This is a genomic window from Nitrosospira multiformis, assembly GCF_900103165.1.
Lineage (GTDB): Bacteria > Pseudomonadota > Gammaproteobacteria > Burkholderiales > Nitrosomonadaceae > Nitrosospira > Nitrosospira multiformis_D.
In genome coordinates this window covers 1,410,453-1,435,986 of record NZ_FNKY01000001.1, presented here as the reverse complement: position 1 = coordinate 1,435,986, position 25,534 = coordinate 1,410,453, and the positions used below count along the sequence as shown (strand labels likewise).

The following is a 25,534-nucleotide window of genomic DNA, read 5'->3' as shown; positions in this document are numbered from 1 at the left end:
TATCACCGATGCTGGCCGGATAAAGTGGTCAACATCGGGTATTCCTATTCGCCCATGGGTTTCATGTGCTGCAGGTTTTTCCCACCCCAGCCTGCTGCGTATTCACCCGCCAGCGGAGCTTGACCGGGATTTCCGTATCCCTGACCAGACCCTTGCGAATGACTACGCTTATATTTCATTCTCATTTTATCCGCTTCGTCCTTGTCGATATACCCGTCTCCATTGGCATCCATTTTTTCAAACATTAACTGACTATGGCGGGCATGCTCTTCCTTACTGACTCGGCCATCTTTATCGGTATCCGCCATGGACATTCCACATCGGCCTTCACCGGATTTCTTTTCACCATATCCTTCCTTTTTACTTCCCTCATGATACTCCGCCACCATGTAGCCTTTACCTATGGATTGCACGGCAAAAGGACTCTCTCCCGCGGAGGCGATGGGCGCAGCGCTAAGCGCAGCAGCAATGGCGGTTCCAAGGGCGAGAGAAGTAATTGATTTTTTGCTGGGCATCTTATTCATGGTATTTTCTCCTGGTTGTCGTACTTGGTTTTTGATAGCAAGCTTTCAAAAAGGCACGCGCTTGCCGCTGGTGGTAACTCATTAGGAAGATCTGTTTTTAAAGACCTGCGCATGAGCGATCTGTTACGCTTCGGAAAACCGATACCCTTGCGGATACTGCTGTAACACACTAAATTGTCGCGTTTCCCAGGGTACCGTTCCGTACGATAGCGCACATAAGGGAGATGCTCAAGTGCAAACCCCAAGATCGTATGGCGGTGCCGTCATCAGGAGCACTGCCCCTTGAAGAGATTTGGCAATTACCTGTCGAATAAACTGTATGATCAGGAATCGCGGGGGTCAGGTAGATCGATGATAAATGACTATTCCTGGCTGATTATTATTCAGATATCCACTATTAATGCACATGAATAGCCGGGACACCCTATACAATCGCGCCGAAACGTTGCTCTCCCGTCTGGAAGGGCTGCTATCCGCTGAACAGCCTGACCCCGGCTGGGATACCGCTGTAGCGTTCCGGTGGCGAAAACACGGCCACACCGGGTTCATACAGCCTGTCACCCACCCTCATCGCATTTCGCTCGATGCATTGCGAGGCGTCGAGCGGCAAAAAGAACTGCTAGACCGAAACACCTATCAGTTCGTGCAGGGCTATCCCGCCAATAACGTACTGCTTACAGGCGCACGTGGTACAGGCAAGTCGTCGCTGGTGAAAGCAATGCTTAACAAGTACGCCACCGCCGGATTACGTTTAATTGAGGTGGAAAAGCATGATCTCACCGGCTTGCACGATATCGTCGAAAAGATATACCGGCGTCCGGAGCGCTTCATCCTGTATTGCGACGATCTGTCGTTCGAATCCGATGAGCCTGGCTACAAGGCATTGAAGGTGGTGCTGGATGGTTCCATCGCTACCGCCTCAGAGAATGTGCTGGTCTACGCCACTTCCAATCGCCGTCATCTGATGCCGGAATCCATGCGCGACAATCTGGATACCCGGCATATCGAGGGAGAAATCCATCCAAGTGAATCTGTCGAGGAGAAAATTTCGCTGTCGGAACGCTTCGGTCTATGGCTATCATTCTATCCTTTCGATCAAGATCAATACCTTGACATTGCCGGCCAGTGGCTCGCCTATTTCGGTATCGAGGAAGTGACTCCTCCCATACGCGAAGCGGCGTTGCAATGGGCGCTGGGACGGGGTTCCCGAAGTGGACGCGTCGCCTGGCAGTTCGCGCGTGATTGGGCAGGGAAACAGAAAGCGGGATTCGGCGGGGAGCGGTAAGAAATTCCTTTCACCATGTTTCATCCTTCTGATATTGTCAAAGTCGCCGCCGCGGTCATTACCCGGCCTGATGGCAGCTTCCTTCTCGCTCGCAGGCCTGCAGGCAAGCCCTATGCCGGTTACTGGGAATTCCCCGGCGGCAAAGTGAAGCCTGATGAATCGCTGTTGCATGCACTCAGGCGTGAACTGCTGGAAGAACTGGGCATACATGTCGAACATGCCTATCCCTGGATCACCCGCACGTTTACCTATCCCCATGCTGCCGTATGTCTGCATTTTTATCGCGTGGTGCAATGGCATGGTGAACCCTATCCTCAAGAAAATCAGGAATTGTCGTGGCAGTTTGCGAACAATGTCGCAGTTGAACCCATGCTGCCGGCCAATGCGCCGGTATTGCGAGCACTCGATTTGCCGCCGGTTTATGCAATTACCAACGCAATGGAATTGGGAATAAAACTTTCATTAACGCGGATAGAACATGCGTTGCAAGCGGGCTTGCGGCTGGTGCAGGTACGTGAAAAGGGAATGATGAAAGAAGCGTTGCATGTTTTTGCTGGTGAAGTGGTTAAGCTGGCTCATCGTTACGGCGCTAAGGTGTTAATAAACGAGGACATTCGCTTGTGCCGCGAAGTTGGTGCGGATGGAGTCCATTTCCCGTCATCACAATTGATGAATCTTACGGAGCTGCCCGGCATCGACTTGTGTGGGGCATCCTGTCACAATGCGGAGGAGCTTTTTCAAGCCGAGCGATTAGGTATGAGTTTTGTAGTACTTGCGCCCGTGCTGCCAACATTGAGCCATCCTGAATCGAAAACGTTGGGATGGCAAAAATTTGCCACGCTTGTCCGGGAGTGCTCACTTCCAGTATATGCGTTGGGCGGCTTGCGCCAGGAGGATTTAACCACGGCATGGGAACATGGCGGCCACGGCATCGCCATGATGCGAGCTATTGTGTAGACATTATTTTTTAGTGAATGGAGCTGTATTAACAGTTTGCAGTTTGCCAACCCAACTTGAGCCAGCTCTCTATTTCTCATCCTTCTTTAATGTCTCACCTTCTTGTTTCTCCGATTCCGGAATACGATAGGATTCGGTGGCCCACTGTCCCAGATCGATCATCTTGCAGCGCTCCGAGCAAAATGGGCGGTAACGATTGGCGGAATTCCAGATAATAATCTTACCGCACTGGGGGCAATTGACGACGGGTTGCTTCATATAAAACATCCGGGCTAATTGTAGAAATATTATAGATTAAAATGAGAAATCGCGACATTTCCCCTGTACGGATAACCGGGGGTAAGTATAAGACCGAAGAAAAGATAACGTATCCGGCGCTGGATGACCCAAGGTTCTTACGATTTCCGCCATGCAATCAATATGTTTTCTTATCAATATTTATTTTCCAATACATACTATGCTAAAATGGTTAAGTTTTTTACAGGTTTTTTTTAAAGATTACAAACCGGAAAACGGGACTGCAAAATATGGCAGACATTGAAAAAAAACAGGAAATGAGTAGCCGCCGGCGTTTTCTCATCGCCGTAACTTCGGTAGGGGGCGCGATCGCAACCGCCGCCGTCGCAACACCCTTCGTGATGGCCATGATGCCCAGTGAACGCGCCAAGGCGGCCGGGGCGCCGGTTGAGGTTGATATCAGCAAAATTGAACCGGGCATGCTATTGATGGTGGAATGGCGTGGCAAGGTTGTGTGGATATTGGACCGCACCCCCGAGATGCTGGCCACCCTGAAGAAACTTGACAATCAGGTCACCGACCCCAAATCGGAAAAACCCCAGCAGCCTGCTTACGCCCAGAATGAAACGCGCTCCATCAAGCCGGCAATTCTGGTAGTGGAAGGTGTCTGCACCCACCTGGGATGTTCTCCCGTTTATCGCAAGGACATCGCGCCCGCGGATCTTGGAGCCGACTGGCTGGGTGGTTTTTTCTGTCCCTGCCATGGTTCCAAATTCGACCTGGCGGGCCGCGTCTACAAAAGTGTTCCCGCACCAACCAATCTGCTTGTTCCTCCTCATATGTATTTGAGCGACAACCTCTTGTTGATCGGATCTGATAAGGAGTCCGCATAATGAGCAAGCGACTGGATTCAATGAGGGAATGGCTGGATGCGCGCTTTCCTTTAACCGAGACCTGGAAGTACCATCTCGCCGAGTATTACGCACCGAAGAATTTCAATTTCTGGTACTACTTCGGCTCACTTGCCTTCCTTGTGCTGGTGAACCAGCTTCTCACCGGCATTTTTCTCACCATGAACTACAAGCCGGACGCCAGCATGGCATTCGCCTCGGTCGAATACATCATGCGAGACGTCGATTTCGGCTGGCTGATCCGCTACATGCACTCCACCGGCGCATCCATGTTCTTCGTGGTGGTCTACCTGCATATGTTTCGCGGAATGATGTATGGTTCCTACCGGAAGCCGCGCGAGCTCCTCTGGCTGATCGGCATGGGCATCTTCTTTATCCTGATGATGCTGGCGTTTACGGGATACATTTTGCCGTGGGGCCAGATGTCCTACTGGGGCGCCCAGGTGATCATAAGCATGATTGGCGCAATCCCGGTGGTCGGACAAACCCTCTCCAACTGGATCCTGGGCGATTTCATGCTGTCGGATGCCGCGCTTAACCGTTTCTTCGCCTATCATGTGGTGACCCTGCCAGTCGTGCTCGTGACGCTGGTATTTGTCCATGTCGTCGCATTGCATGAAGTTGGCTCAAATAATCCGGACGGCATTGAAATCAAGGCAAACAAGGATCCGGTAACCCATATTCCGGTGGATGGCATCCCCTTCCACCCGTATTACACGGTGAAGGACATTTTCGGGGTGGTTGGGTTTTTAATCGTGTTCTGCGGCATCATATTTTTTGCACCGGAGATGGGCGGTTATTTCCTTGAGTATAATAATTTCGTTCCCGCCAATACGCTGCAAACCCCCGATCATATCGCCCCGGTATGGTATTTCACCCCTTACTACTCCATGTTGCGGGCGGTTACCGTCAACTTTCTCTGGGTAGACGCAAAACTCTGGGGCATCGTGCTGATGGGCGCTTCGGTCGCGATCTTTGCCCTGTTGCCCTGGCTGGACCGCAGCCCCGTAAAATCGATTCGTTATAAGGGGCCTTATTTCAAGATCGCCCTCACGCTTTTCGTCATTAGCGTTTTTGTGCTCGGCTGGCTCGGCACGAAATCCCCCACGCCTCTCTATACGCTGCTGGCACAAATATTCACGGTCATCTACTTCGCCTTCTTCATTCTTATGCCGTGGTACAGCAAGATAGACAAAACCAAGCCTGAGCCGACAAGAGTGAAAGAATGAGAAAAATAGCCCATATTTTATTTATTTTCTGTCTGGCTCCCCTTGTCGCATTTGCCAGCGGTTCCGAAATGAAACTGGATAAAGCGCCCATTCATCCCACGGATAAGCTTTCCCTGCAACGCGGCGCACAGGCTTATGTCAATTATTGCCTGGCTTGCCACAGCACCGAATACATGCGCTACAACCGGCTCAGAGACCTGGATCTCAGCGAAACTCAGATCAGCGATAATCTGATATTTACCGGGCAAAAAGTAGGTGAACTCATGACGGTCGCCATGAGGAAAAAGGAAGCTAAACAGTGGTTCGGCTCACCTCCACCCGATCTGTCGGTGATTGCCCGCTCTCGTGGCGCAGACTGGCTCTATACCTATCTTCGCAAATTTTACCGTGATGAATCGACAGCGACCGGCTGGAATAACCTGTTATTCGATAAGGTTGCCATGCCCCATGCACTCTATCAATTACAAGGAATACAGTCTGTTGCGGTTAAAACCATCGATGACGGCCACGGTGGCAAGCATGAAGTCAAGGAATTGAAACAGGATGCACCCGGCACGCTTTCGAAAACTGAATATGATATGTATATCGCTGATCTGGTGAACTATTTGGTTTACGTGGGGGAACCTGCAGCCACAAAACGGGTACAATTGGGAATTATCGTGATGCTCTTCCTGTTCGCCATGCTGGGGCTGACCTACGCCCTGAAACTGGAATACTGGAAGGATGTCCACTAATTATCCCAATTTCGCCGAAGGTGTTTAGTTCAATTATGTTGGGAAGTAACAATTTATGATGACGCTGTACTCAGCCACCACCTGCCCATTCAGCCATCGCTGCCGTATCGTGCTGTATGAAAAGGGAATGGATTTTCAGATTATCGATGTCGATCTTCACAACAAGCCGGAAGATCTGGCGGTAATGACGCCCTATAGCCGGGTGCCGGTACTGGTGGAGCGCGATCTCATTTTGTATGAATCCAATATCATCAACGAATACATTGATGACCGCTTTCCCCATCCGCAACTCATGCCCGCGGATCCGGTAATGCGTGCCCGTGCACGGCTGTTTCTGCATCGCTTCGAGCAGGAACTTTTTTGCCATATCGACTTCGTCGAGAGCAGCAATCAGAAAACATCAGATAAGGCGCGCGCGACGATCCGCGATAATCTGACGGTGATTGCACCGGTATTCGTCAAACAGAAATATATGCTGGGAGATGAGTTTTCCATGCTCGATGTAGCGATTGCGCCACTTCTTTGGCGGCTAGATCACTATGGCATTCAGTTGCCCAAGCAAGCTGCGCCACTATTGAAGTTTGCCGAGCGTTTGTTCAGCAGACCGGCGTTCATTGATGCGCTCACCGCTTCCGAGAAAGCAATGCGCAAATGAAAGAGCTTTCCACCAAACCCTATCTGATTCGCGCCATTTACGAATGGTGTTCCGAAAGTGGTTATACCCCCTATCTATCGGTGAAGGTGGACGGCCAGACTCGTGTACCAAACGAATTTGTGAGGAACGGTGAGATCATACTCAACATCAGTTTTGATGCGGCGCATCATCTTACGCTAGGCAACGATATCATCCAGTTTTCTGCCCGCTTTAGCGGCTTATCGCACGAGATCTCAATACCGGTGAATGCAGTTCAGGGAATTTTTGCCAAGGAAACCACACAGGGTATTCTTTTCCCACCGGAGGAGGATGCAGATACGGCACAACCTGCGAATGACGTTGAGAATCCGGATAAACCGCCGTCATCTCCGCAAATTTCGCCCGCCCTTATGGGTAAAAAGCGTCGCTTCCAGGTCATCAAATAATTCCCGATCGTTTTTGCAACGCCCCTTCACAAGTTTGCTCCCTCGCTTTCCAATCTCTATAATGACACCCGCGCCGGCATAGCTCAGTTGGTAGAGCAGCTGATTTGTAATCAGAAGGTCCCGAGTTCGACTCTTGGTGTCGGCACCAATAATAACAATGGCTTACTGTGAGGAAGCTATTCTTTATTTATGATCGGGTAACGCCGGGGTAACTCTCTAGGAATGGCCTACGTAAAATCCGGTAAATACCTACAAAAAGTGACCGATCAGTGCTAGAGACTGTTAATCCGCAGGTCCCAGGTTCGAGCCCTAGTTGTGGATCCATAGAATAATAAATATAAACAATTACTTACATAATTATGTAAGTAATTGTTTATTTCAACCCCGCTTCCTGAAATTTTCAATTTCCCAGAAAATTCGAGGGTACATCTTGAACTAGCAGATAGCTAGCAGATACCACTGGCCCATTCGCCGGCATGTGCCATGACCTGCCATTCACGGATTCGCCACCAAGGCGCCAGGCCTCCAACAGGTCATCGTCAGTACTCATCGGCAAGTCGCTGGGGCGTGAAGTCATGAGCGACAGTTGGCTGTCGCCTCCGGCTAAAGTCGTCCAAGTCGTATCGCATTCTGAAAGTTGCTGTCGAAAATTCTTACAGGTCGGCTTTGGGTGTGGTCATCGCGACCATATAAAACAGGTACTTGACCTTTTGGTCCGAAACTTGCATCAAATCTTCAGCATTATTCGTTCGATATAAAGCTTCGACAAGATTGTCCAGATTGATGCCATTGTTGTGGCTAACGTTGCGGAACCGAACACTTTTCCCCTGGTCTGCATTGGGTTCATCGAAAATTTAGGCCTGACACGATGAACAACAGCTTTGGTTAGAGAGCTCCTTCGATAGGGACGTAGCGAATAGCGCCGCCCGTTGAACGTCCGCTTCGGATCAGCCCAGTCCGCGAGTTTTGTCTAGGGTGCCATACATACTCATCCATTCATCTACATTTTCACAATTAACGCGACAGAACCAATCAAAGGAGGCCTACATGAACGAAATGTCGAAACTTGTTGCATCTGAAGCCAACTGTATGGGTGTTACGTATTTCATTAGGGTGGAGATGCGAGGACTGATCGCATTTGGTCTGGTTATCTTAGGCTTGCTTCTCGGCGGAGACAGGGAAGCGAGAGCCGCACTACTCGTCGGGCTCACGACGTCGAATCATCTGTTAACTTTCAATAGTGCTACGCCTGGCGTGATCAGCCACAACGTGGCTATCACTGGCTTGCAGCTCAATGAAGAAATCGTAAGCATCGATCGGAGACCAGCCAACGGACTAATCTACGGGGTGGGAAGCACCAATCACCTTTACACCATTGACATGATCAGCGGAATGGCGTCCCCGGTCGGCAACGCCTTTGCCGTGGCTCTCAGCGGCACAAAGTTCAGTGTTGACTTTAATCCCGAATACGACCGCCTTCGCCTAGTCAGTAACACTTCGCAAAACCAGCGGATTGATCCCGACAGTGGAGCGGTGGTCGACTTCGATCCGGCGACGCTAGGTGTGCAATCTGACGCAAACTTGGCCTTCGCCGCGGGGGACCCCAACGCGGGGAGCGCTCCCCACATCGTCGCGAAAGCCTATAATAATAATTTTTCCGGTGCGGACGAAACCACGATGTACGACATCGACTCTGTGTTGGACATCCTTGTTTTTCAAGGCGGCCATCCTGGCAGCGGCATAGGCACCCCCGGGGGCAGCCCGCTGAACCCAAACCTTGGAGTACTGACCACGATAGGTGCGTTGGGCTTCGACACGTCGGAATTGGCCGAGCTTGAGATCACAGCCAATAATGTCGCTTTTGCCGTGTTGACAGCGCCTGGTAGCCTCTTTTCGGATCTGGTCACGATTGACTTGGCTTCTGGAAACGCCACTTCCATCGGTGCCATTGGTGGTGGTCAGACCTTGCGTGGCCTCACGTCTTTGGCCACCGTGCCAGAACCCAGCACTTTAGCGTTACTCGGCTTGGGAGTCTTTGGATTTGCGATGCGTCGGCGGCGGATTCTGTCGCACATTGTAATCAATGCATTCAGGTAGAACGCAGCAAGACGCAATCCATACGGTGCAATAGGTGGTTAGCCTTATTGCATCGTTATGATGCATACGCCAGCGGTGGTTACAGTATGAAGGAGATCAGGGATCATTTCAGATTGCATTACTCCCGGGTGAGCCGTATTGTGAAACAGCAACGATTGGCAATGCCAAGAAACAAGACTTGAGTCCGCCGTCTTTTTTATGTCATGCCAGAAGCGCATTCCATACCGTATGCCCCACTCTTTTCTGTACGGCGCCGAACGGAAGACCGGCGCAATGAGATCCGATAATTACTATATTATTCCCATTGCAGCCGCAGGCTAGGCATCGTCCAAATCCCAGTTCAAGTGGAACAATTTGCGTCTCATGAACCCCATTGACCGATGGAGGGAAGAACACAAAAGATCCCCATGAACTTTCTTTCGGAAATTTGACCGGATAGTTTTATGCATTCCGGCTAGCAATATCTTTATGACAGGAGAAAAATATGTCTGAACTGGTTGTAGTGGGTTTTAAAGATGCCGAAGAAGCCGATCGTGTTTTGTTCAAGCTTGCCAAATTAAAAAAGGAACACCTGATAGATCTTGAGGACGCCGTTGTCGTCATCCGCGACGAGGCCGGCAAGATCCACCTCAAGCAGAGCATTAATCTTACCACTACCGGATCGACGACCAGTTCCAGTTTTATTTTCATTTCCGGCAGCTTATGGGGAGCCCTGGTCGGACTGCTATTTCTACATCCCTTTGCCGGCTTTATATTGGGCGGTGCAATCGGCGTCGGGGCAGGTGCGCTGTCCGGCTCGCTCTCCGACTACGGCATCGACGATGATTTCATCAAGTCGTTGGGCAAAACCATTCCCATCAACTCGTCGGCACTTTTCATTCTCGTACGTAAGGCGCAGCCGGAAAGAGTTCTGGCGGAGCTCTCTGGCATTAAAGGCAAGGTCATGCGAACGTCCCTGTCTCCCGAGCAGGAGAAAAAGCTTCAGGAAGCCCTGGCAGATTCAACACCTCCCATCACAGCATAGCTGAGATGTAGGGTACAATAAGCAATGCGCATTGCACCGTATGGCGGTTCCGATGCATGCCTGATTATCACTACGCTTCAAGTAGTCCAGTAGATCCTACCTGGGGTCAGACGGGCGGGGCATGTATTCCAGGGCCGTTACAAGGCGATTATCGTGCAGAAGGAATCGTACCTGTTGGAACTGGCCCGCTATGTTGTCCTCAATCCGGTCAGGGCTCGTATGGTGCATGCTCCAGACCAATGGTCCATGGAGCAGTTATCGCGCCACGGCGAGGCTGTGTGAGAGACCGTCCTGGCTGACAATCGACGGGCTTCTGGCTGCCTTTTCTGAGCATCGTCGCGAGGCCATACGGCGTTACATGGATTTTGTGGCAGACGGTAAACATCAACCGGGGCCGTGGGAGAAATTGAAGAACCAGATTTTTCTGGGTTCTGATAAATTTGTGGCGAGCCTGCAGCGCACTCTCGATGCGGATGCTTTTTATCGAGAAATCCCTACCGCCCAGCGACGGCCACCACCAAAGCCGTTAACCCAGATCGACGAGGCACATGGACGAGACGAGGTGATCTTCGATGCTTATGCCACGGTGGTTACAGTATGAAGGAGATCGGGGATCATTTCAGATTGGATTACTCCCGAGTGAGTCGCATTATGAATGAGCAACGACTAGCAAGAAACAAGACTTGACCCCATCGTCCAGCTCAGACAGCCCACGTAGCAGACCAAACCCCAGCACAATAAGAATGCAAAAGAAAAGACGATGACGAATGTTTCTATCCCCGACATCACGCTCAACGATGGCACTACCTTGCCCGCCATCGGCTTCGGCACCTATAGACTGAATGGCTCAGCCGGAGTAGCAAGTATCGTCAGCGGCATCAAGACGGGTTATCGGCTGCTCGATTCCGCCTTCAACTACGAAAACGAGGGCGCCGTTGGCGAAGCGATCAGGCGAGCAGGCGTTCCGCGCGAGGAATTGCGCGTGATCTCGAAGCTGCCCGGACGCCATCATCGCTTCGACGAGGCGATCACCACCATCGAGGAATCGCTCTACCGGGCGCAGCTCGATTACTACGACCTTTATCTTATCCATTGGCCTAACCCGAGCAAAGGCCTCTATACCGAAGCTTGGCAAGCCTTCGTCGAGGCAAGGACGCGGGGGCTTATCCACTCCATTGGCGTGTGTAACTTCCTGCCCGAACATCTGGAGAAGATCATAGATGAGACGAGCGAAACGCCGAGCGTCAACCAGGTTGAATTGCACCCATACTTTCCACAGGCCGAGCAGCGCATGTGGGACAAGTCCCATGGCATCGTCACGCAATCATGGAGCCCGCTCGGTCGGGCGAACCAACTTCTTCAGGACGCAACAATCAAAGCCGTTGCCGATCGCCTCGGCAAGACGATCCCGCAGGTGATCCTGCGTTGGCATGTCCAGCTCGGCGCAATCCCGCTGCCGAAGGCGGCCTCCAGGGAGCGCCAGATCGAGAATCTGTCCATCTTCCACTTCGAGCTCTCGCCTGAAGATATGAACGTAATCGCTACCCTCGCGCGCCCGGACGGCCGTACCTCCGATCAGGATCCCGCCCGATACGAAGAGTTCTAGGTTTCAAAATAGTAAAAATATAGAGAAGCCACACTTTTCCATAGCCCTTGAAACAATTTACCTGATACTGACTTCCACATGCATAGTTGTTCCGATTTTCCGGGCACGACTTGTTTCCTGGGGCCGACAATACCTGTTCGCCGCCAACGATAAAAATTGCCATTTGTCGCAAGAATTGCAGGCTTTTCTGCATATGGATATAGAAATTTAATGCCGTTTGGCTAATAGTTGCTTAATTTGATCCAAATCCTGTTGGATCTGTTCTACCGATGCAACCAGATAGATCAGGCCAAGGTAAAGCTTATATTTTTCCGGCTGACTTTGCTCATTGCCAAATGAATTGAGATTTTCAACAAACATTCTTTTTGCATCCGAGGCTGCTGACATGTTGAACTCCTTAAAAATGGTTGATAGGTCTCACTTTAATATTAGAAGGATCGCACGGATCAACGGGCATCACAACAGGGTAATGAACACCACGCCGTGACACCTGTCATATAGCCGCGTACTTGACTCAATCCCCTGCCTTCCAACCGCTTTCTTGAATGCTCATGGCATCCATCCGCAAGGGATTTTGTCATTTTAGAAGGGGAATGCTAAGATTGGCACAGGTATGTTTTCGATTTCCTTAATGGAAACAGTGTAGACGAGAGTATTAAACCTGACGGCGCAAATGATCCGGCATCAGGCTCCACTTAAATTTGAATTTGATCGATCAATGATAGGACTATGAAAATGGATGACTCATCGCTGCCGCCCAATGTTATTCCCTTATTCCGTTCTTTTCCTTCCAGAGACTTGAATTCAAAGCGGGAATATAAACGAAGGGGACCGGAAAGGCGGCAATATAGTAGAAGACGGCCCGATCCCAATAATCAGCAAGGCCCCGGTGAGAGAGAGCTACCCGACCGGCGCAGCCATGGCCGGCGCCATTGAATAGATTGATCCCGAGGTATTGAGAGTGCATCGTGCTCGTAGCCTCTTTAGGAGATATTGGCCATGAAACATGCGAAAGCATCAAATAAGGAAGTTATTGAACCCACTCAGCAAGTCTCGGGCCCCTCGCTTGAGGAACTTCAACGGTCTCATTACATCGTTGAGGCTCTTATGGCAACGCTGCCTTCCCACACTAAAAAAGAGCTTGTTGATCTTCTGCAAACGCTTGCCAAGGGTGGCGAATCTCAAGCAGCCATTACTTCGGCTCACCAAAGGGCTCTGCAGATTGTGTCCGATATTTGCAAACCCAATGCCGCTAATGCTAATGAACCCGAGGACGAGACAAATAGGGAGGAAACGGGGGAGAGACGGCAGCGTGACAGACGGAAGAAATAAGAATGCAGCATATCACCCGCAAGTAAAATTCAATCGATACGCGTTGGCAGTTCAGGGTTACCAATTTCTCACGCACCGCTTCTCCGATTCGCTTCCCCGCAGGCCATCAGTGACTTTTTAATGTCCCGGCTTGCTCCTTGCCCATCAGTCAGATAGGCGTACTTCAGTCCAATAGTAAAACCTGGCAATGCGGTTAACATGCGAGGGAATGATTTCTCCCGCTGATTGACTATTTTTCGTCTCTTGAACACGAGCGGAACGACGAATCTGGCGTTTCTCATTTATGCTCGCTTGGAGCAGGGATAGGCGGAGAGAATCCATGAACGGGCGTAATCGGTACGCAATTGGATTTACCTCATAACAGGCAAATATTATGACTGAGATGTCAACGTTCGACCAGACATATGAACTGGCGGATATGCTGATGGAGAAAGCGACAAAAGAGCAGCTTGCGGAATGCGCGCGACTGCTTGCCTTGAATCTTGCGCACCATCAGATAAACCATGGGGAAGTGCCGGTAGATCAAACACTGGCATTATTGCGTGCATTCGAGCCCGACAAGGAGCATCTGGATTTGCTCATTGACGGCATGGTGAACCTGATAGGCGTGCTATTGAACGTCTGTGGAGGATCGGGACAAACAAAGCATTGAGCTGGATTTTAGGAAAAGAATCGCATACTCCACCCATCCAGCTGCCAGATTCAGGTTGAATCAACGCCCGTCGCGCGAGTGGCACGATTTCCGGTCAAAAAAAAGCCCGGGACGGAATTCACCGTGGCCGGGCTCGGTGATCACTACCAGAGGAGATAGCGATCCAGGATGTTTACAAAAGGGGAAATGTAAACACCTGGAATGATCTTATCAGACCAACATGCAGGATTTATGACAGCGCCCCAATCAACACATTAAATCTAGTTTTTCTTTATTGTTTATGAATATACCAGCAAACGGGCATAAAACCCAAAGCAGCTACAACCCGTTCTGGTGTCATTACAAAACTATGACAAGGCCAATAATGAGGCCAAAAATCACTCTTGCCAGCATATTATCTTTTAACCAGTTGTCGACATTTTTTATGAAAACAGAACGATTCTTTTCCATGAGTTTCGGGTCGAACACCTTGGTCGGCCATCCGGTTTCAAGCTGGGGATTTTCATCGGGTTTTCCGAATTTCCTTACCAGAGAACCGGATAAGCGCTCTGCAACCCAACCAGATCCATATAACGATGCCGCAATAAGCAGGCAGTAAGGAAGTGCGACGAAAAATTTTATGGACTTATCGTGGTATTTTTCCATTAAAGGGAAGCCATAGTCATTTAATGAAATACCGATTAACCACAGGATGGGGAGAAACAGACAAACCATCAAAACATGAAAAAGCAATTGCTTCATAGTATCTCTCCTTTAATCCAACATGAGATAAGCACCTGGCAGTTGCCTGAAGAATAGCCTAATAGGGCGGACGAGCTCATGAATTACTTTCCCCGCTTTATGAAATGTATAGAATAATTCTTGCTCTATGTATATTTCATGATGAACAGACTGCCACACCATATGTCAAGAAGATGTCACATAGATGTGATTAATTTGTGAAATCTTGAATTTAGTGCTTAGGGATAATGACAAAAAATGCGGCCGTAAAGCGATCGATGCTAACCATAGTAAAATCATTATCTTACGTATAAGAACGGCACCTCGTGGAATCGCTGCGGCAACAAAATTGGGACATGGAAGTTGTGCCGTGGCCGGACCTGAATAGTGTGATCAGGCAATCGTGCTGAAAAGCGAATTATCCGATTAATGGATCAGAAAAAAGACATTCTGTTCACTGATCTTCACCCTAAATCCAGCAGTTGGATGGGTTGTGTGCTGCTGTGGGGGGTCACAGGGCAAGGGCGTAACGATACGGAATGGTGCAACACCGCGAGGATGGAGAGTGCCTTCCGCAGGAAGGTGTGACCCGCAACGGGACCGGATTTAAGTTCAACCTAAATCCGGCAGTTGGACGGGGCGGAGTGTGCGGTTTTTGGGGTGCAGGGCAAGGCGCAACGACGCGGAATGGTTATTCCATTCCAAGGAGTTGCAACACTGCCATGCGCCGTAAAAACCGTGCAATCTGCCCCGTAGCGAACTCACCCAGAAGGTGAGCGTGAAATAATACGAGATATTGTTATTAATCATAATACTGATCTATTAAATGAGCGGTCAACTGCCGAATTTGGGTTCAATACAGGATGGCGCATGTTTCATTCGGGATGCGAGTAGCAGGTGCCGTTGAATGGTCGATTGAATCACCCGCCAAATGACCGGTCCTGCCTCTTGAACCAGGATAGCGCGTGCTCGAAATGCTGGGGATCAAAATCCGGCCAATATTCGTCTCGAACATAAAAATCCGCATACACCGATTGCACCGGAAGAAAACCGCTCAAGCGGCGCCCGCCTCCCCATCGCACTATGAGATCCAGGCGTGAAACTTCGTTTGAACGCAGGCTCCCATTCTTAAGACCACCCAGGTCCCATTCCCAGCCATAGTTAATGAGGAGATTCACCTTCATCCCGGTGCCCTGGCGCTGCCTGAACACGTCCAGGACCTTGGGAAATTGTGCCGAGGTTTCATCACCAACGACCAGCAGCGCCGCGCCGCGCCGCGCAATCTCAAAAGCAAATGCCACGGATGCATCGGTAAATGCAAGCTTCTGAGCGGAAGGTCGCTTGGTATTATCCTGCGTAAAACAATAAATAGAAGCCTCGGGGATCCCGCGTTCTTTACATATTTCGTACAATGACAATCCCGGATCGATGCCATGAACATACCCCTGCTCTTTAGGCAAACCCTGGTCCAGGGCCCAACGGCGATTTCCGTCAGGAATGAAACCAATATGACGCGGGGTGCTGTTTCTTGCCATGGTGGTCCTCAATAGACGTGATCTGGGAGTTACACGGCTTCGCTCTGAGGCAATACCGATTTTTTTGCTTCTTCCGCCAAATACAGCCAAGTTTCCACCACTGTATCAGGATTAAGTGAGAGGCTCTCAATACCTTCCTTCATAAGCCATTGTGCCAGATCAGGGTGATCGGATGGCCCCTGACCACAAATCCCGATGTACTTACCCGCTTTAAGGCACGCCTGTATGGCCAGACGCAACAAGGTTTTCACCGCCGGGTCGCGTTCGTCGAAGGATTCGGCCACCAGGCTGGAATCGCGATCCAACCCCAGAGTCAGTTGGGTAAGATCGTTGGATCCGATGGAAAAACCATCGAAGTACTCCAGGAATTGATTCGCCAGCAGCGCATTGGACGGAATCTCGCACATCATGATCAGGCGTAGCCCGTTCTCGCCCCGTTTCAGGCCATTTGCCGCCAGCAACTCGACCACGCGTCTGGCCTCGGTCACCGTTCGCACAAACGGGATCATGACTTCCACATTGGTAAGCCCCATTTTGTCGCGCACTTCTTTCAATGCCCGGCATTCCAGTTCAAAGCAGTCACGGAAATTTTCCGCTATATAACGCGAAGCGCCGCGAAAGCCCAGCATCGGGTTTTCCTCTTTGGGTTCATATTGCTGCCCGCCAATGAGACTGGAGTACTCATTGGACTTGAAATCCGACAAGCGCACGATCACCGGTTTGGGAAAAAATGCGGCACCCAGCGTAGCGATACCCTCGGTCAGCTTCTCCACGTAGAAACTGACCGGATCACGATAACCCGCGCACTGGTTTTCCACTTCCTTTTTCAAATCCGGCGGGACATCGGGATAATCCAGTACCGCTCTGGGATGTACTCCGATCATGCGGGCGATGATGAACTCCAATCGCGCCAGCCCTACGCCATCGTTGGGTATGCGCTGAAAATCGAACGCCAGCTCCGGGTTACCCACATTCATGGTAATCTTGACTGGAGGCTTTGGCATCTGCTCCAGCGCGAGATCAATCACTTCGGTTTCCAGCACACCGCGGTAAATATTGCCGGTATCGCCTTCCGTGCAGGATACTGTAACCATTTGATTCTCAGACAATACGCTGGTCGCGTCACCACAGCCCACCACTGCCGGAATACCCAGTTCACGCGCAACGATTGCGGCATGGCAAGTGCGGCCGCCGCGATTGGTGACGATGGCGGCGGCGCGTTTCATTACCGGCTCCCAGTCGGGATCGGTCATATCGGTTACTAATACGTCGCCGGTTTGCACCCGCGACATTTCTCTGGCATTCAAGATCAGACGCACTGGCCCGATGCCTATTTTCTGACCAATTGCACGCCCCGATATCAATACTTCCGATTTGCCTTTCAAGCGATAGCGCCGCAATATCTCCCCGCCTGCCCGGGCCTGCACCGTCTCGGGCCGCGCTTGCAGGATATAGAGCTTACCGTCGATGCCGTCCTTGCCCCATTCGATATCCATCGGTCTTTGATAATGCCGCTCAATGACGAGTGCGTGGCGCGCCAACTCCTCCACATCCGTATCGGTGATGGAAAACCGCCTGCGCTCTGCTTCATCCACATCCAGTGTTTCCACCGGACTGCCGGTTTCGTGACTTGCGGCAAATTGCATCTTAATGAGTTTGGAACCGAGATTCCGCCGCAGGATCGCGGGTTTTCCCTGCTCCAGCGCAGGCTTGTAAACATAGAATTCGTCGGGATTAACCGCACCCTGCACTACGGTTTCGCCTAGACCATAGGCAGCTGTAATAAGTACTACCTGGTCAAAACCCGATTCGGTGTCCAGTGTAAACATTACGCCGGAAGCGCCGATGTCGCTGCGCACCATCCGTTGCACGCCGGCGGATAGTGCTACTTCGGAATGGGCAAATCCGTGGTGGACGCGATAGGAAATGGCACGATCATTGTAGAGCGAAGCGAATACGTTTTTGACCGCTTGCAGTAATTTATCCAGTCCTTGTATATTGAGAAAAGTTTCCTGCTGTCCCGCGAAGGAGGCATCGGCCAAATCTTCGGCGGTTGCAGAGGAACGCACCGCCACGGAGATGTCGTGGGTCTCCGCTTCCCGCAACATTTTCTCGTAGGCAATGGATATTTCCTGCTCCAGCCGCGCCGGTAATGGCGTCTCCACTATCCATGCACGAATTTGCGCACCGGCCGTCACCAACGCCTCGACATCTCCGGTGTCCAGGGTTGCAAGGGCATTTTCGATACGCTGCGCGAGACCGCGGTGAGCAAGAAAATCGCGATAAGCACCCGCTGTCGTGGCAAAACCGGTGGGAACCCGAACTCCCGCACGAGACAATTGGTTGATCATCTCCCCCAGCGAGGCATTCTTGCCACCAACGCTGCTCACATCGGTGAGGCGTAGTTCGTCGAACCAGACTACATATCGTGAATCGTTCATTTCCACCCCCGTTCGCACATTTGCGGCAGCATCGTGCCCGGCTGGATTGTGTTACATGTCAAAACGCGATATTTTGATCACAGTTACATTATTGGCGCATTACAACAAATGTCAACTATAGCGAGGCCACCCCGGCGCAGCGCATTCTTCCTCTCCGACCGTACCGGCATCACCATCGAGATGCTGGGGCACAGCCTGTTAAGGCAATTTGAAAACCTGTCTTTTACTGAAATCACCCTGCCCTACCTGGATACTACAGAAAAAGCTGAAACCATTGTGGCGCAGATCAATGATTGCGCCGTCCTGGACGGTATGCGACCCCTGATATTCAGTACGTTTGTGAATCCCGAGATTCGAGCCATTCTCGACTCCGCCAACGCCCTCCACCTAGATTGCTTTAATATTTTCATTAGTCCGCTGGAAACCGAGCTGGGCATACGTTCGTCGCATACCATGGGGCATTCCCATCGGGTGGAGGACGGTATGGATTACGGCCACCGTATCGAAGCGATAAGGTATACCCTGGAACACGACGATGGCATTTCACATAGAAATTGGCAGCAGGCCGGCATTATTCTGATAGGGGTCTCCCGCAGCGGAAAGACCCCTACCTGTCTTTATCTTGCATTGCAATATGGTATCTGTGCCGCCAATTATCCCCTTACTCCCGAGGATTTTCGCTACCGGCAGCTACCGGCAGAGCTCAGGAATCTGCGTGATAAGCTGTTTGGCTTTACCACCGATCCCGTACGGCTACACCAGATACGCAATGAACGCAAACCGGGCAGCGAGTACGCGTCTCTCAAGAATTGCGAATATGAAGTGCGGGAAGCTGAAGCGCTAATGCGCCAGGAAGGAATTCCCTACCTTGATGCAACCAACAAATCCATTGAGGAGCTGGCAACGGCTGTGCTGCATGAGGTGAAACTAGAACGCAAAATTTACTAATGCAAAATATCGATGGTGTGTGGGTAAGCTGTCATTCATCTTGACATACGCGGATCTTGGTCTAGATTGAAAACGTAGCGGGAATTAAATTTTCTAATTACGGGGAGAGATGGATCATGGCTATACCTATGCAGGGTGCGTGGACCGTATCGGTCAAATCGAAGAACGCCGCATTTGCACAACGCTTCGTTATTGCCGGGGCAGATTCCGGAAATGGTACCTATGCTGGTGACGTGATCACACCCGCTGTTCTCGTTACTGGAGACAATTGGCACATCCAGATTCAAAATAATCCTGGAGGGGGATTCATCGATTCAGCGGACCAGATCAAGTTCCCGACGGCCTCCGGCGGACAATATCAGTTCGATATCGAAAGCAACGATGCGGGTGGCGATGAGGACTTCAATGACCTGATCCTCACGTGCTCCACTCCCATTACCGCAACCGACTTTGTCGTCTACGGCAGCGCAACATCCTACAGCGGACTTTGCTTCTTCCCATGCAGGCGCGACTGGCTCATCATCGACTCCTGGGCCGCTCTAGGTCGCGCACTGACCTACCCGCCAATACGCAAGGCAATCGAGACTCTGTATCCCGAGCGGGTACGGGTCAAACCGATTCCACAGCCCGATCCGCCGCCATTCGTTCCAATGATGATTCCGCTGGACGAAAACAGGTTGATTCCGCCAAGGCGAGTACAGGTCATACGCCTGCCCGGTGAAAACGCGAACCGCGCGCGCGCCAGACCCACGGAAGCGGCGAGGCAGCCATTCCGTGTACGGACAGCGGCTATTACGGATGTCACGGCAGGCGCTACCCTCGCAATCGATCGTGTCGCTATCGGTTCCATACTCGACAGAGTCATTCCGATTTGCACCACTCAAACGCTCGCTGGATTTCCCATCAGCTTTGAAGAGTACGACCGTACGGGTACCGAACTGGGCGGGGGCGCATACTCTGGCACCGGCAATAGAGAGAATCTCGGTCAGACCGTTACAGATCGGAATGGCAACTATGTTTTTCGCTTCTCGCGATCAATCGCCGAGTTCATTGAAGAAAGCAGCATTGATGTCGGCACCGGTGAAGACGAAGTCGTGCAGTCAATGCCGGATCTCATTGCAAAAGTCCTGGATGCCATGGCGCCCGGGGGTGTTGCCTTCGAAAGCGCACCCTACTGGAATGTGCCGGTATTTAAACGCGTCGACCTTTGCTTCCCAAAGCCGGCACGAATGGGATGCCAGGGAGGCCGCAATATCCAGTCCTTGGGCGCCATCCGCCTGGGAATCTCGGATACGGTTTTCGATGGCGATGGACGCATCACCTGCACCGACATGTCACTATCTGACGTGCCACAAGCCCGCTGTGCCGCATGGGCTGGCAAGGTTCGTCTCTTCGGCTGCTTCATCGGCAGTGGAACAGCGGTCACGCAGTACACGATTCGCCACCGGCGTAAGGTGGGGATGGGATTCGGCGCATGGGAGTTCTATCAGGAGGGTATGTTCCTGCAGAAAATTGGTTTTCTGCAGCCACAACAAATCGGGCCATTCGATCGCAATCTCGAGGTCGTGAATGGTGGGGGCATGATCGCGGCAAAAGCCTATGACAACATTGAACAGAACCTGGCTTGGGCAGCCTCAGACTGGTTTCTAAAGGCGGTAATCAACACTGCCGGCGGCTCGCCAGCCTACGCACCCTCTCCCGGTACCGTCCAGTTCCAGATACAGGGATACGATGCCGCGGGAAATTTTGTCGTGGGCGCCACCGATACAGTTACGATGTATATTGATAATACGATACCCGACCTTGATCTGCCTTCCGTACAGATGGGAGCGCAAACGGGAGGAGACTGTGCGTTGTTCAGCCTCACTGGTGAACCCGATCCCGCAAAGCTCACCGTACTCTTCAAGGCGGTTCAGAACCGGGGATTCCTTGGCTCTTACAGCCTGACTGTGCGTAAAGGCAACATTGGCGGATTCCCCATCAAGAGCACAACGGGACCGGCAGGTGAGACAAGTGGCGCCCTCTCTGGCACTTACACTCACGGAAGCGCTGTCAATTGCGGTCAATTGTTCGGAACGCGACCACCAGACGAGCCGCTGGCTGATGCTGCCGATTATGTAACGGCATATATCATTCCGGACAGCGGCAATTGGCTTTCACCGGACCAGCCATTCTGCACGTTCTCCGTAAATGTTGGCGCAACGATGCGCCGAACCAACGGGTACAATTCGGCTGAAGATTCGTTCGGACCGGTACAGTACTTGCTTGGCATCCAGCAGTGAGGTGCGTTTCTACTGGTTGATTGTCGGGATACTGGCGGTCTGGAGAATTACGCACCTGCTCGCCGCTGAGGATGGCCCTTGGCAGTCGCTAGCCGAATTTCGGCGGCGAGCGAATAATGGATTCTTCGCTGAACTGTTCGATTGTTTTTACTGTTTGAGTCTGTGGGTCGCGGCGCCAGTGGCCTGGCTGATTGGCGAAGACTGGAAGGAATGGGTATTACTGTGGTTTGCACTTTCCGGTGCCGCCATTCTTCTGGAGCGAGCGACAACCAGGTCCAATGAAGTCCCGTTTGCGACCTACACCGAGGACCCGGAGGACGACGATGGGATGTTGCGGAAGAAATAGGTCTGCGCCACAGATCAAGAGAACAGAGGGGAGTATTCCCTCACGTATCATGCACACGCCCCAAACACCAAGCGCGCAATATTTTGAGTATGTCGGGAAGACAGGCCTCACCGCATTTGGCCCAATAACCGGCCGGCGTTACCGCTTCGCGTACGCTGGAATGCAGTTGCCCGTGGACGAACGTGATGCTGCATCACTGATGGGGGTGCCCAACCTGCGCAAGACCAAGCCCCCAACAACCCCTAATGGGGGCTAAGAGACCTCTGAACAAGAGCGTGTTGCCGGCAAACTCGGAGACTCATTCAAAGGTTCCGTAGTCACAAGAAATTGCGCATGCGTTTACCCGTGCTTGTCTTACGGGCTGACCACCAGTACGTCGCATGGCGTTTCGTAGAGAACATGCTTGGTAACGGACCCGAATAGCGCTTCGTCCAGCTCCGTTTCTCCGCGCTTGCCAATGACAATCAGATCGATACCGAGAGATCGTGCCTTGTCCCGAATCACGTCAGGCGGAGAACCGTACTCGACAATGGAAGTCACCCGGGTATCGCCAGATGCGCAGTCGACAATAATATTCTCCATGGCACAACGATCACGGTAAAGAACATCGGTGCGATAGAGCGCAATCGTTTCCGCTTCTAAACCACTTTGCTGCATTTTCCGTTCAAGCGGGGTCTCAACCGCATGCAGCACGTGAATTGAAACCTCTATCGGTGCTATTCCGGCGGGGATAACTTTCAGCGCCATCTGTAGCGCCAGCCGTGAAGGGTACGAGAAGTCCACCGGCACCAGTACGCGATGATACGGATCCCCGGCCTCCTGTTTTACGATCAGCAACGGATGATGACCCTTCCCGAGAGTTTTTGATGCGGTAGTACCCAAAAAGAATTCCTTAAGAAAACTTTCGCCCTGATCGCCGATCACGACCAGATCGGCCTGGTGGGATTCAGCGTAGTGATTGATCTCAATATGGGCTCTCCCGATCGCAACGTGATGCTTGACGTCCAATCCCTCGCTGGCAAGTGTTTCAGCCTTCTTTTGCAGTATTACCTTGGCTTGATTGTAGAGTCTCTGTTCCGTTTCCAGTGGAGTGTCCGTCATTAAATGCTTGAAGGCTTCAAGCGGAAACGACGGAAGAACGTGCAGTAAATACAATACTGCCTTGTGTCCGGCTGCCAGCTTCGCGGCGCGGCGCACCGCCTGATCGGCCCGGGAAGAAAAATCCGTGGCGACGACAATGCGTTGAATATTTTCCACAGTACAGGTTCCTCATAATAAGGCCTGACGCACTCTTGTGGCGTCAGCAGCCAGCTGGACTTAAGGAATCGAAGCGAAAAAGATACAACCGGCTTTTTTCTCTTTCGCCCGATACATGGCGGCATCGGCATTCGCCACCAGTTCCTGGCCCGTACTTGCATCACCAGGATACACCGCAACACCGATGCTGGGTGCAACGGTCAGCGTCAGATCATCGATAAACAAAGCTTGCGAAATTCGATCGAACACGTTATGTGCAACCCTTTGAATATTTGCGATACTCCGAGGGTTGACCAATAGATAAAGAAACTCATCACCGCCATAACGACAGACGGTATCTTCACTACGAACCTGTTCGTACAATCGCTGTGCCACAACCTGTAAGACCCTGTCACCGATGGCATGACCATGCGTATCGTTAATTTGCTTAAAACCATCCAGATCAATAAACATCACTGCCAATATCCAGTCGCACCGCCTGGCAAGGGCAATCGCCTGGTCGAGGCGATCGTTGAATAGCTCACGATTGGGAATTCCTGTAGCAAAATCGCGCAATGTACGTTGTTTTGCCTCCTCCACCACCTCATGCGCAATCGCCAGCACATTCTGTGAATCGGATAAAACATTTTGTGTAGTGGACAGCTCTTGCAGCGTTTCGATCAATTCTCGATTGAGCTTATTGCGGTCATCAATTTCCTGTGCCAGAACATTATTGACTTCATTCAGCTCACCTGCGCACTCATGCACCCTATCTTCCACGCTCTCGCTTTGTGCAAGCGCTTTTTCCGCCTGATGCAATGTAATACCAGCCGCCATCTCCTTCTTTATCGTTTCGTTAACGGTAGAAAGCTCATTAGCACACTTCTCCACCTTATCCTTCACTTCCAGGCTTTTTTCAAGTGCCTTTACCAGCAACGGAGAGCTATCCACCGTCGACGTCCGCGATGAGCCGTGATCTGAGGTCATATTGATTATATATATATCATGGGAATGCGATCTGCTTGTAACGCGTCAAAATCATTAGCAGCTCGCCGGATTTAAAGTAACCCCCGGAAAAACGGGGTCGCCCGGCTCCGACGTTCGCTCGAAATATTGACGGCCATAAAGTCTGGTGTCGTAAAAAGCAACGGCAATCATGGCGTTATCAAATAAACCTCCACATACTATCAGCGTTCTTCAGGATTACAACTGATTACACAATATATGCGGAAGTAAGAAAAACTCTCATAATACGAAATCATCAAGGATTGCTTTCTCCGGCGGCGATTATGGTAAGTATTCCCTTCAATCGGCAAGTCTAACCGGCAAATAAGACGATACCATTTCCATTGGCTTGGTATGTCAGCCAGATGTGCGCATGTTACAAATTCCCCGCGCGCCAGATATCGATTATTTTCATAATACAGTCTCCCGTTCGAATGAATCGATAGTGCTATACTCTCCGCTTCAACCCTATTTCAGGAGACCTTCATGAAGAAAATATTGACCCTGCTCACCTTGGCCATTCTTAGCTTCGGATTGGCCGCCTTTGATGCTGAAGCAAAACGCTTTGGCGGGGGTAAAAGCATTGGCAAGCAACGTGAAGCTGTGAGTCCGCAAGCCGCACCCAAGCCCGGACAAGCGCCTTCTGCCGCGCCCGCCGCAGCCGCAGGTGGCAGTAAATGGATGGGGCCCCTGGCGGGTTTAGCCGCGGGCGGATTGCTGGCAGCGCTTTTCATGGGTGGCGCATTCGAAGGTATCAACATGATGGATGTACTGATGCTGGCCGCGCTGATGGCCGCGGTATTCTTTGTCGTGCGCATGATGCGCAGGTCGCGGCAAGAACAGTCTACGCGTCCGATGCAGTATTCGGGTATGGAAGCAAATACCGGAAACACCCATGTTCCTCCGACGACCCCGGCGCCAGCAGCATCTACAGCAAGTACGACGGCCACGCCTGCACAAAGTGGCACAGCGAATATTCCTGCTGATTTTCAGGTGGAGCCGTTTCTGCGCAATGCCAAAACTTCGTTCATTCGCCTGCAAGCGGCCAATGATGCGCGCGACGTGAGTGATATCCGGGAATACACCACTCCCGAAATGTTCGCCGAAATAAGCATGCAGATCAACGAGCGCAACGATGCACCCCAAAGAACCGAGGTGATGACTATTAACGCGGATTTACTTGAAGTCGTTACCGAAAAAGACCTGGCTATCGCCAGTGTCCGCTTCAATGGGCAGCTACGCGAAGCCCCCGGCGGCTCACCGGAAGCGTTTGATGAAATCTGGCACGTGCAGAAAAACCTTAAGGACCCTGAATCCGTCTGGCTGCTGGCGGGAATTCAACAGGTTTCCTAG

25 protein-coding genes and 1 tRNA gene are annotated in these 25,534 nt (G+C 51.4%); 18 read left to right on the top strand and 8 right to left on the bottom strand.

What is annotated here, in order from left to right; all coding sequences use genetic code 11:
- Positions 1-44: 44 nt before the first annotated feature.
- Complete coding sequence (locus BLR00_RS06425) at positions 45-524, bottom strand: EF-hand domain-containing protein (RefSeq protein WP_074631620.1); 480 nt, start codon at positions 522-524, stop codon at positions 45-47.
- A 406-nt stretch (positions 525-930) separates the two neighbouring features.
- Here BLR00_RS06425 and BLR00_RS06420 point away from each other — a divergent pair, with 406 nt between their 5' ends.
- Together BLR00_RS06420 and BLR00_RS06415 are read left to right on the top strand one after the other, a co-directional pair.
- The gene (locus BLR00_RS06420; protein WP_074631619.1) at positions 931-1,809 is read left to right on the top strand and encodes an ATP-binding protein; all 879 of its coding nucleotides are present in this window, start codon (positions 931-933) and stop codon (positions 1,807-1,809) included.
- A 15-nt stretch (positions 1,810-1,824) separates the two neighbouring features.
- Positions 1,825-2,766: a Nudix family hydrolase gene (locus tag BLR00_RS06415; protein ID WP_074631618.1), complete on the top strand. Its 942-nt coding sequence runs from the start codon at positions 1,825-1,827 to the stop codon at positions 2,764-2,766.
- 69 nt (positions 2,767-2,835) lie between these two features.
- Here BLR00_RS06415 and yacG read toward each other — a convergent pair whose 3' ends face one another.
- On the bottom strand, positions 2,836-3,024 hold the full coding sequence (gene yacG / locus BLR00_RS06410) for a DNA gyrase inhibitor YacG (RefSeq protein WP_074631617.1): 189 nt from the start codon (positions 3,022-3,024) through the stop codon (positions 2,836-2,838).
- Positions 3,025-3,293: 269 nt separating this feature from the next.
- On the opposite strand from yacG, the gene petA reads away from it, so the two are divergent.
- The 10 genes from petA (at position 3,294) to BLR00_RS06360 (ending at position 11,684) form a co-directional block, all read left to right on the top strand.
- Positions 3,294-3,896, top strand: coding sequence for a ubiquinol-cytochrome c reductase iron-sulfur subunit (gene petA / locus BLR00_RS06405; protein WP_074631616.1), 603 nt, complete (start codon positions 3,294-3,296; stop codon positions 3,894-3,896).
- On the top strand, positions 3,896-5,143 hold the full coding sequence (locus BLR00_RS06400) for a cytochrome b (protein ID WP_074631615.1): 1,248 nt from the start codon (positions 3,896-3,898) through the stop codon (positions 5,141-5,143). The genes petA and BLR00_RS06400 overlap by 1 nt, the downstream gene beginning before the upstream one ends.
- The gene (locus tag BLR00_RS06395) at positions 5,140-5,877 is read left to right on the top strand and encodes a cytochrome c1 (protein ID WP_074631614.1); all 738 of its coding nucleotides are present in this window, start codon (positions 5,140-5,142) and stop codon (positions 5,875-5,877) included. The genes BLR00_RS06400 and BLR00_RS06395 overlap by 4 nt, the downstream gene beginning before the upstream one ends.
- 55 nt (positions 5,878-5,932) lie before the next feature.
- Positions 5,933-6,532 (top strand): glutathione S-transferase N-terminal domain-containing protein, encoded by a 600-nt coding sequence (locus tag BLR00_RS06390; RefSeq protein ID WP_074631613.1) that lies wholly within the window; start codon positions 5,933-5,935, stop codon positions 6,530-6,532.
- Complete coding sequence (locus BLR00_RS06385) at positions 6,529-6,957, top strand: ClpXP protease specificity-enhancing factor (protein ID WP_074631612.1); 429 nt, start codon at positions 6,529-6,531, stop codon at positions 6,955-6,957. Before BLR00_RS06390 ends, BLR00_RS06385 begins: the two co-directional genes overlap by 4 nt.
- Before the next feature lie 72 nt (positions 6,958-7,029).
- Positions 7,030-7,105 (top strand) — tRNA-Thr (locus BLR00_RS06380).
- An 899-nt stretch (positions 7,106-8,004) separates the two neighbouring features.
- Positions 8,005-9,054, top strand: coding sequence for a DUF4394 domain-containing protein (locus BLR00_RS06375; protein WP_074631611.1), 1,050 nt, complete (start codon positions 8,005-8,007; stop codon positions 9,052-9,054).
- A 484-nt stretch (positions 9,055-9,538) separates the two neighbouring features.
- Positions 9,539-10,078 (top strand): DUF1269 domain-containing protein, encoded by a 540-nt coding sequence (locus BLR00_RS06370; RefSeq protein WP_074631610.1) that lies wholly within the window; start codon positions 9,539-9,541, stop codon positions 10,076-10,078.
- A 190-nt stretch (positions 10,079-10,268) separates the two neighbouring features.
- Positions 10,269-10,679: a hypothetical protein gene (locus BLR00_RS06365; protein ID WP_074631609.1), complete on the top strand. Its 411-nt coding sequence runs from the start codon at positions 10,269-10,271 to the stop codon at positions 10,677-10,679.
- A 159-nt stretch (positions 10,680-10,838) separates the two neighbouring features.
- Complete coding sequence (locus BLR00_RS06360; RefSeq protein WP_074631608.1) at positions 10,839-11,684, top strand: aldo/keto reductase; 846 nt, start codon at positions 10,839-10,841, stop codon at positions 11,682-11,684.
- A gap of 207 nt (positions 11,685-11,891) precedes the next feature.
- Here the strand turns inward: BLR00_RS06360 and BLR00_RS06355 are convergent, their stop codons facing one another.
- On the bottom strand, positions 11,892-12,071 hold the full coding sequence (locus BLR00_RS06355; protein WP_074631607.1) for a hypothetical protein: 180 nt from the start codon (positions 12,069-12,071) through the stop codon (positions 11,892-11,894).
- Positions 12,072-12,683: 612 nt separating this feature from the next.
- On the opposite strand from BLR00_RS06355, the gene BLR00_RS06350 reads away from it, so the two are divergent.
- A complete protein-coding gene (locus tag BLR00_RS06350) occupies positions 12,684-13,016 on the top strand; it encodes a hypothetical protein (protein WP_074631606.1) in 333 nt (110 codons plus the stop codon).
- Between the two features lie 373 nt (positions 13,017-13,389).
- Positions 13,390-13,668 (top strand): hypothetical protein, encoded by a 279-nt coding sequence (locus BLR00_RS06340; protein WP_074631604.1) that lies wholly within the window; start codon positions 13,390-13,392, stop codon positions 13,666-13,668.
- Positions 13,669-14,007: 339 nt separating this feature from the next.
- Here the strand turns inward: BLR00_RS06340 and BLR00_RS06335 are convergent, their stop codons facing one another.
- The 3 genes from BLR00_RS06335 to ppsA form a co-directional block, all read right to left on the bottom strand.
- Positions 14,008-14,409 carry a hypothetical protein gene (locus BLR00_RS06335; RefSeq protein ID WP_074631603.1) on the bottom strand — a complete coding sequence of 134 codons (402 nt, stop codon included), beginning with the start codon at positions 14,407-14,409 and terminating at the stop codon, positions 14,008-14,010.
- Between the two features lie 899 nt (positions 14,410-15,308).
- On the bottom strand, positions 15,309-15,923 hold the full coding sequence (locus BLR00_RS06330) for an undecaprenyl diphosphate synthase family protein (RefSeq protein ID WP_074631602.1): 615 nt from the start codon (positions 15,921-15,923) through the stop codon (positions 15,309-15,311).
- Positions 15,924-15,952: 29 nt separating this feature from the next.
- On the bottom strand, positions 15,953-18,364 hold the full coding sequence (gene ppsA / locus BLR00_RS06325) for a phosphoenolpyruvate synthase (protein ID WP_074631601.1): 2,412 nt from the start codon (positions 18,362-18,364) through the stop codon (positions 15,953-15,955).
- A gap of 108 nt (positions 18,365-18,472) precedes the next feature.
- On the opposite strand from ppsA, the gene ppsR reads away from it, so the two are divergent.
- The 3 genes from ppsR to BLR00_RS06310 all read left to right on the top strand — a co-directional run bounded on the left by ppsR (position 18,473) and on the right by BLR00_RS06310 (position 21,940).
- The gene (gene ppsR, locus BLR00_RS06320) at positions 18,473-19,312 is read left to right on the top strand and encodes a posphoenolpyruvate synthetase regulatory kinase/phosphorylase PpsR (RefSeq protein ID WP_074631600.1); all 840 of its coding nucleotides are present in this window, start codon (positions 18,473-18,475) and stop codon (positions 19,310-19,312) included.
- A 116-nt stretch (positions 19,313-19,428) separates the two neighbouring features.
- Positions 19,429-21,594, top strand: coding sequence for a hypothetical protein (locus BLR00_RS06315; protein ID WP_143007626.1), 2,166 nt, complete (start codon positions 19,429-19,431; stop codon positions 21,592-21,594).
- A 1-nt stretch (position 21,595) separates the two neighbouring features.
- Positions 21,596-21,940, top strand: coding sequence for a DUF1360 domain-containing protein (locus BLR00_RS06310; protein WP_074634169.1), 345 nt, complete (start codon positions 21,596-21,598; stop codon positions 21,938-21,940).
- 354 nt (positions 21,941-22,294) lie between these two features.
- Here the strand turns inward: BLR00_RS06310 and BLR00_RS06300 are convergent, their stop codons facing one another.
- Complete coding sequence (locus BLR00_RS06300) at positions 22,295-23,197, bottom strand: universal stress protein (protein WP_074631597.1); 903 nt, start codon at positions 23,195-23,197, stop codon at positions 22,295-22,297.
- 60 nt (positions 23,198-23,257) lie between these two features.
- Entirely contained in the window at positions 23,258-24,163 is a 906-nt protein-coding gene (locus tag BLR00_RS06295; RefSeq protein ID WP_081346659.1) for a GGDEF domain-containing protein, read from the bottom strand.
- A 504-nt stretch (positions 24,164-24,667) separates the two neighbouring features.
- Here BLR00_RS06295 and BLR00_RS06290 point away from each other — a divergent pair.
- Positions 24,668-25,534, top strand: coding sequence for a Tim44 domain-containing protein (locus BLR00_RS06290; RefSeq protein ID WP_074631596.1), 867 nt, complete (start codon positions 24,668-24,670; stop codon positions 25,532-25,534).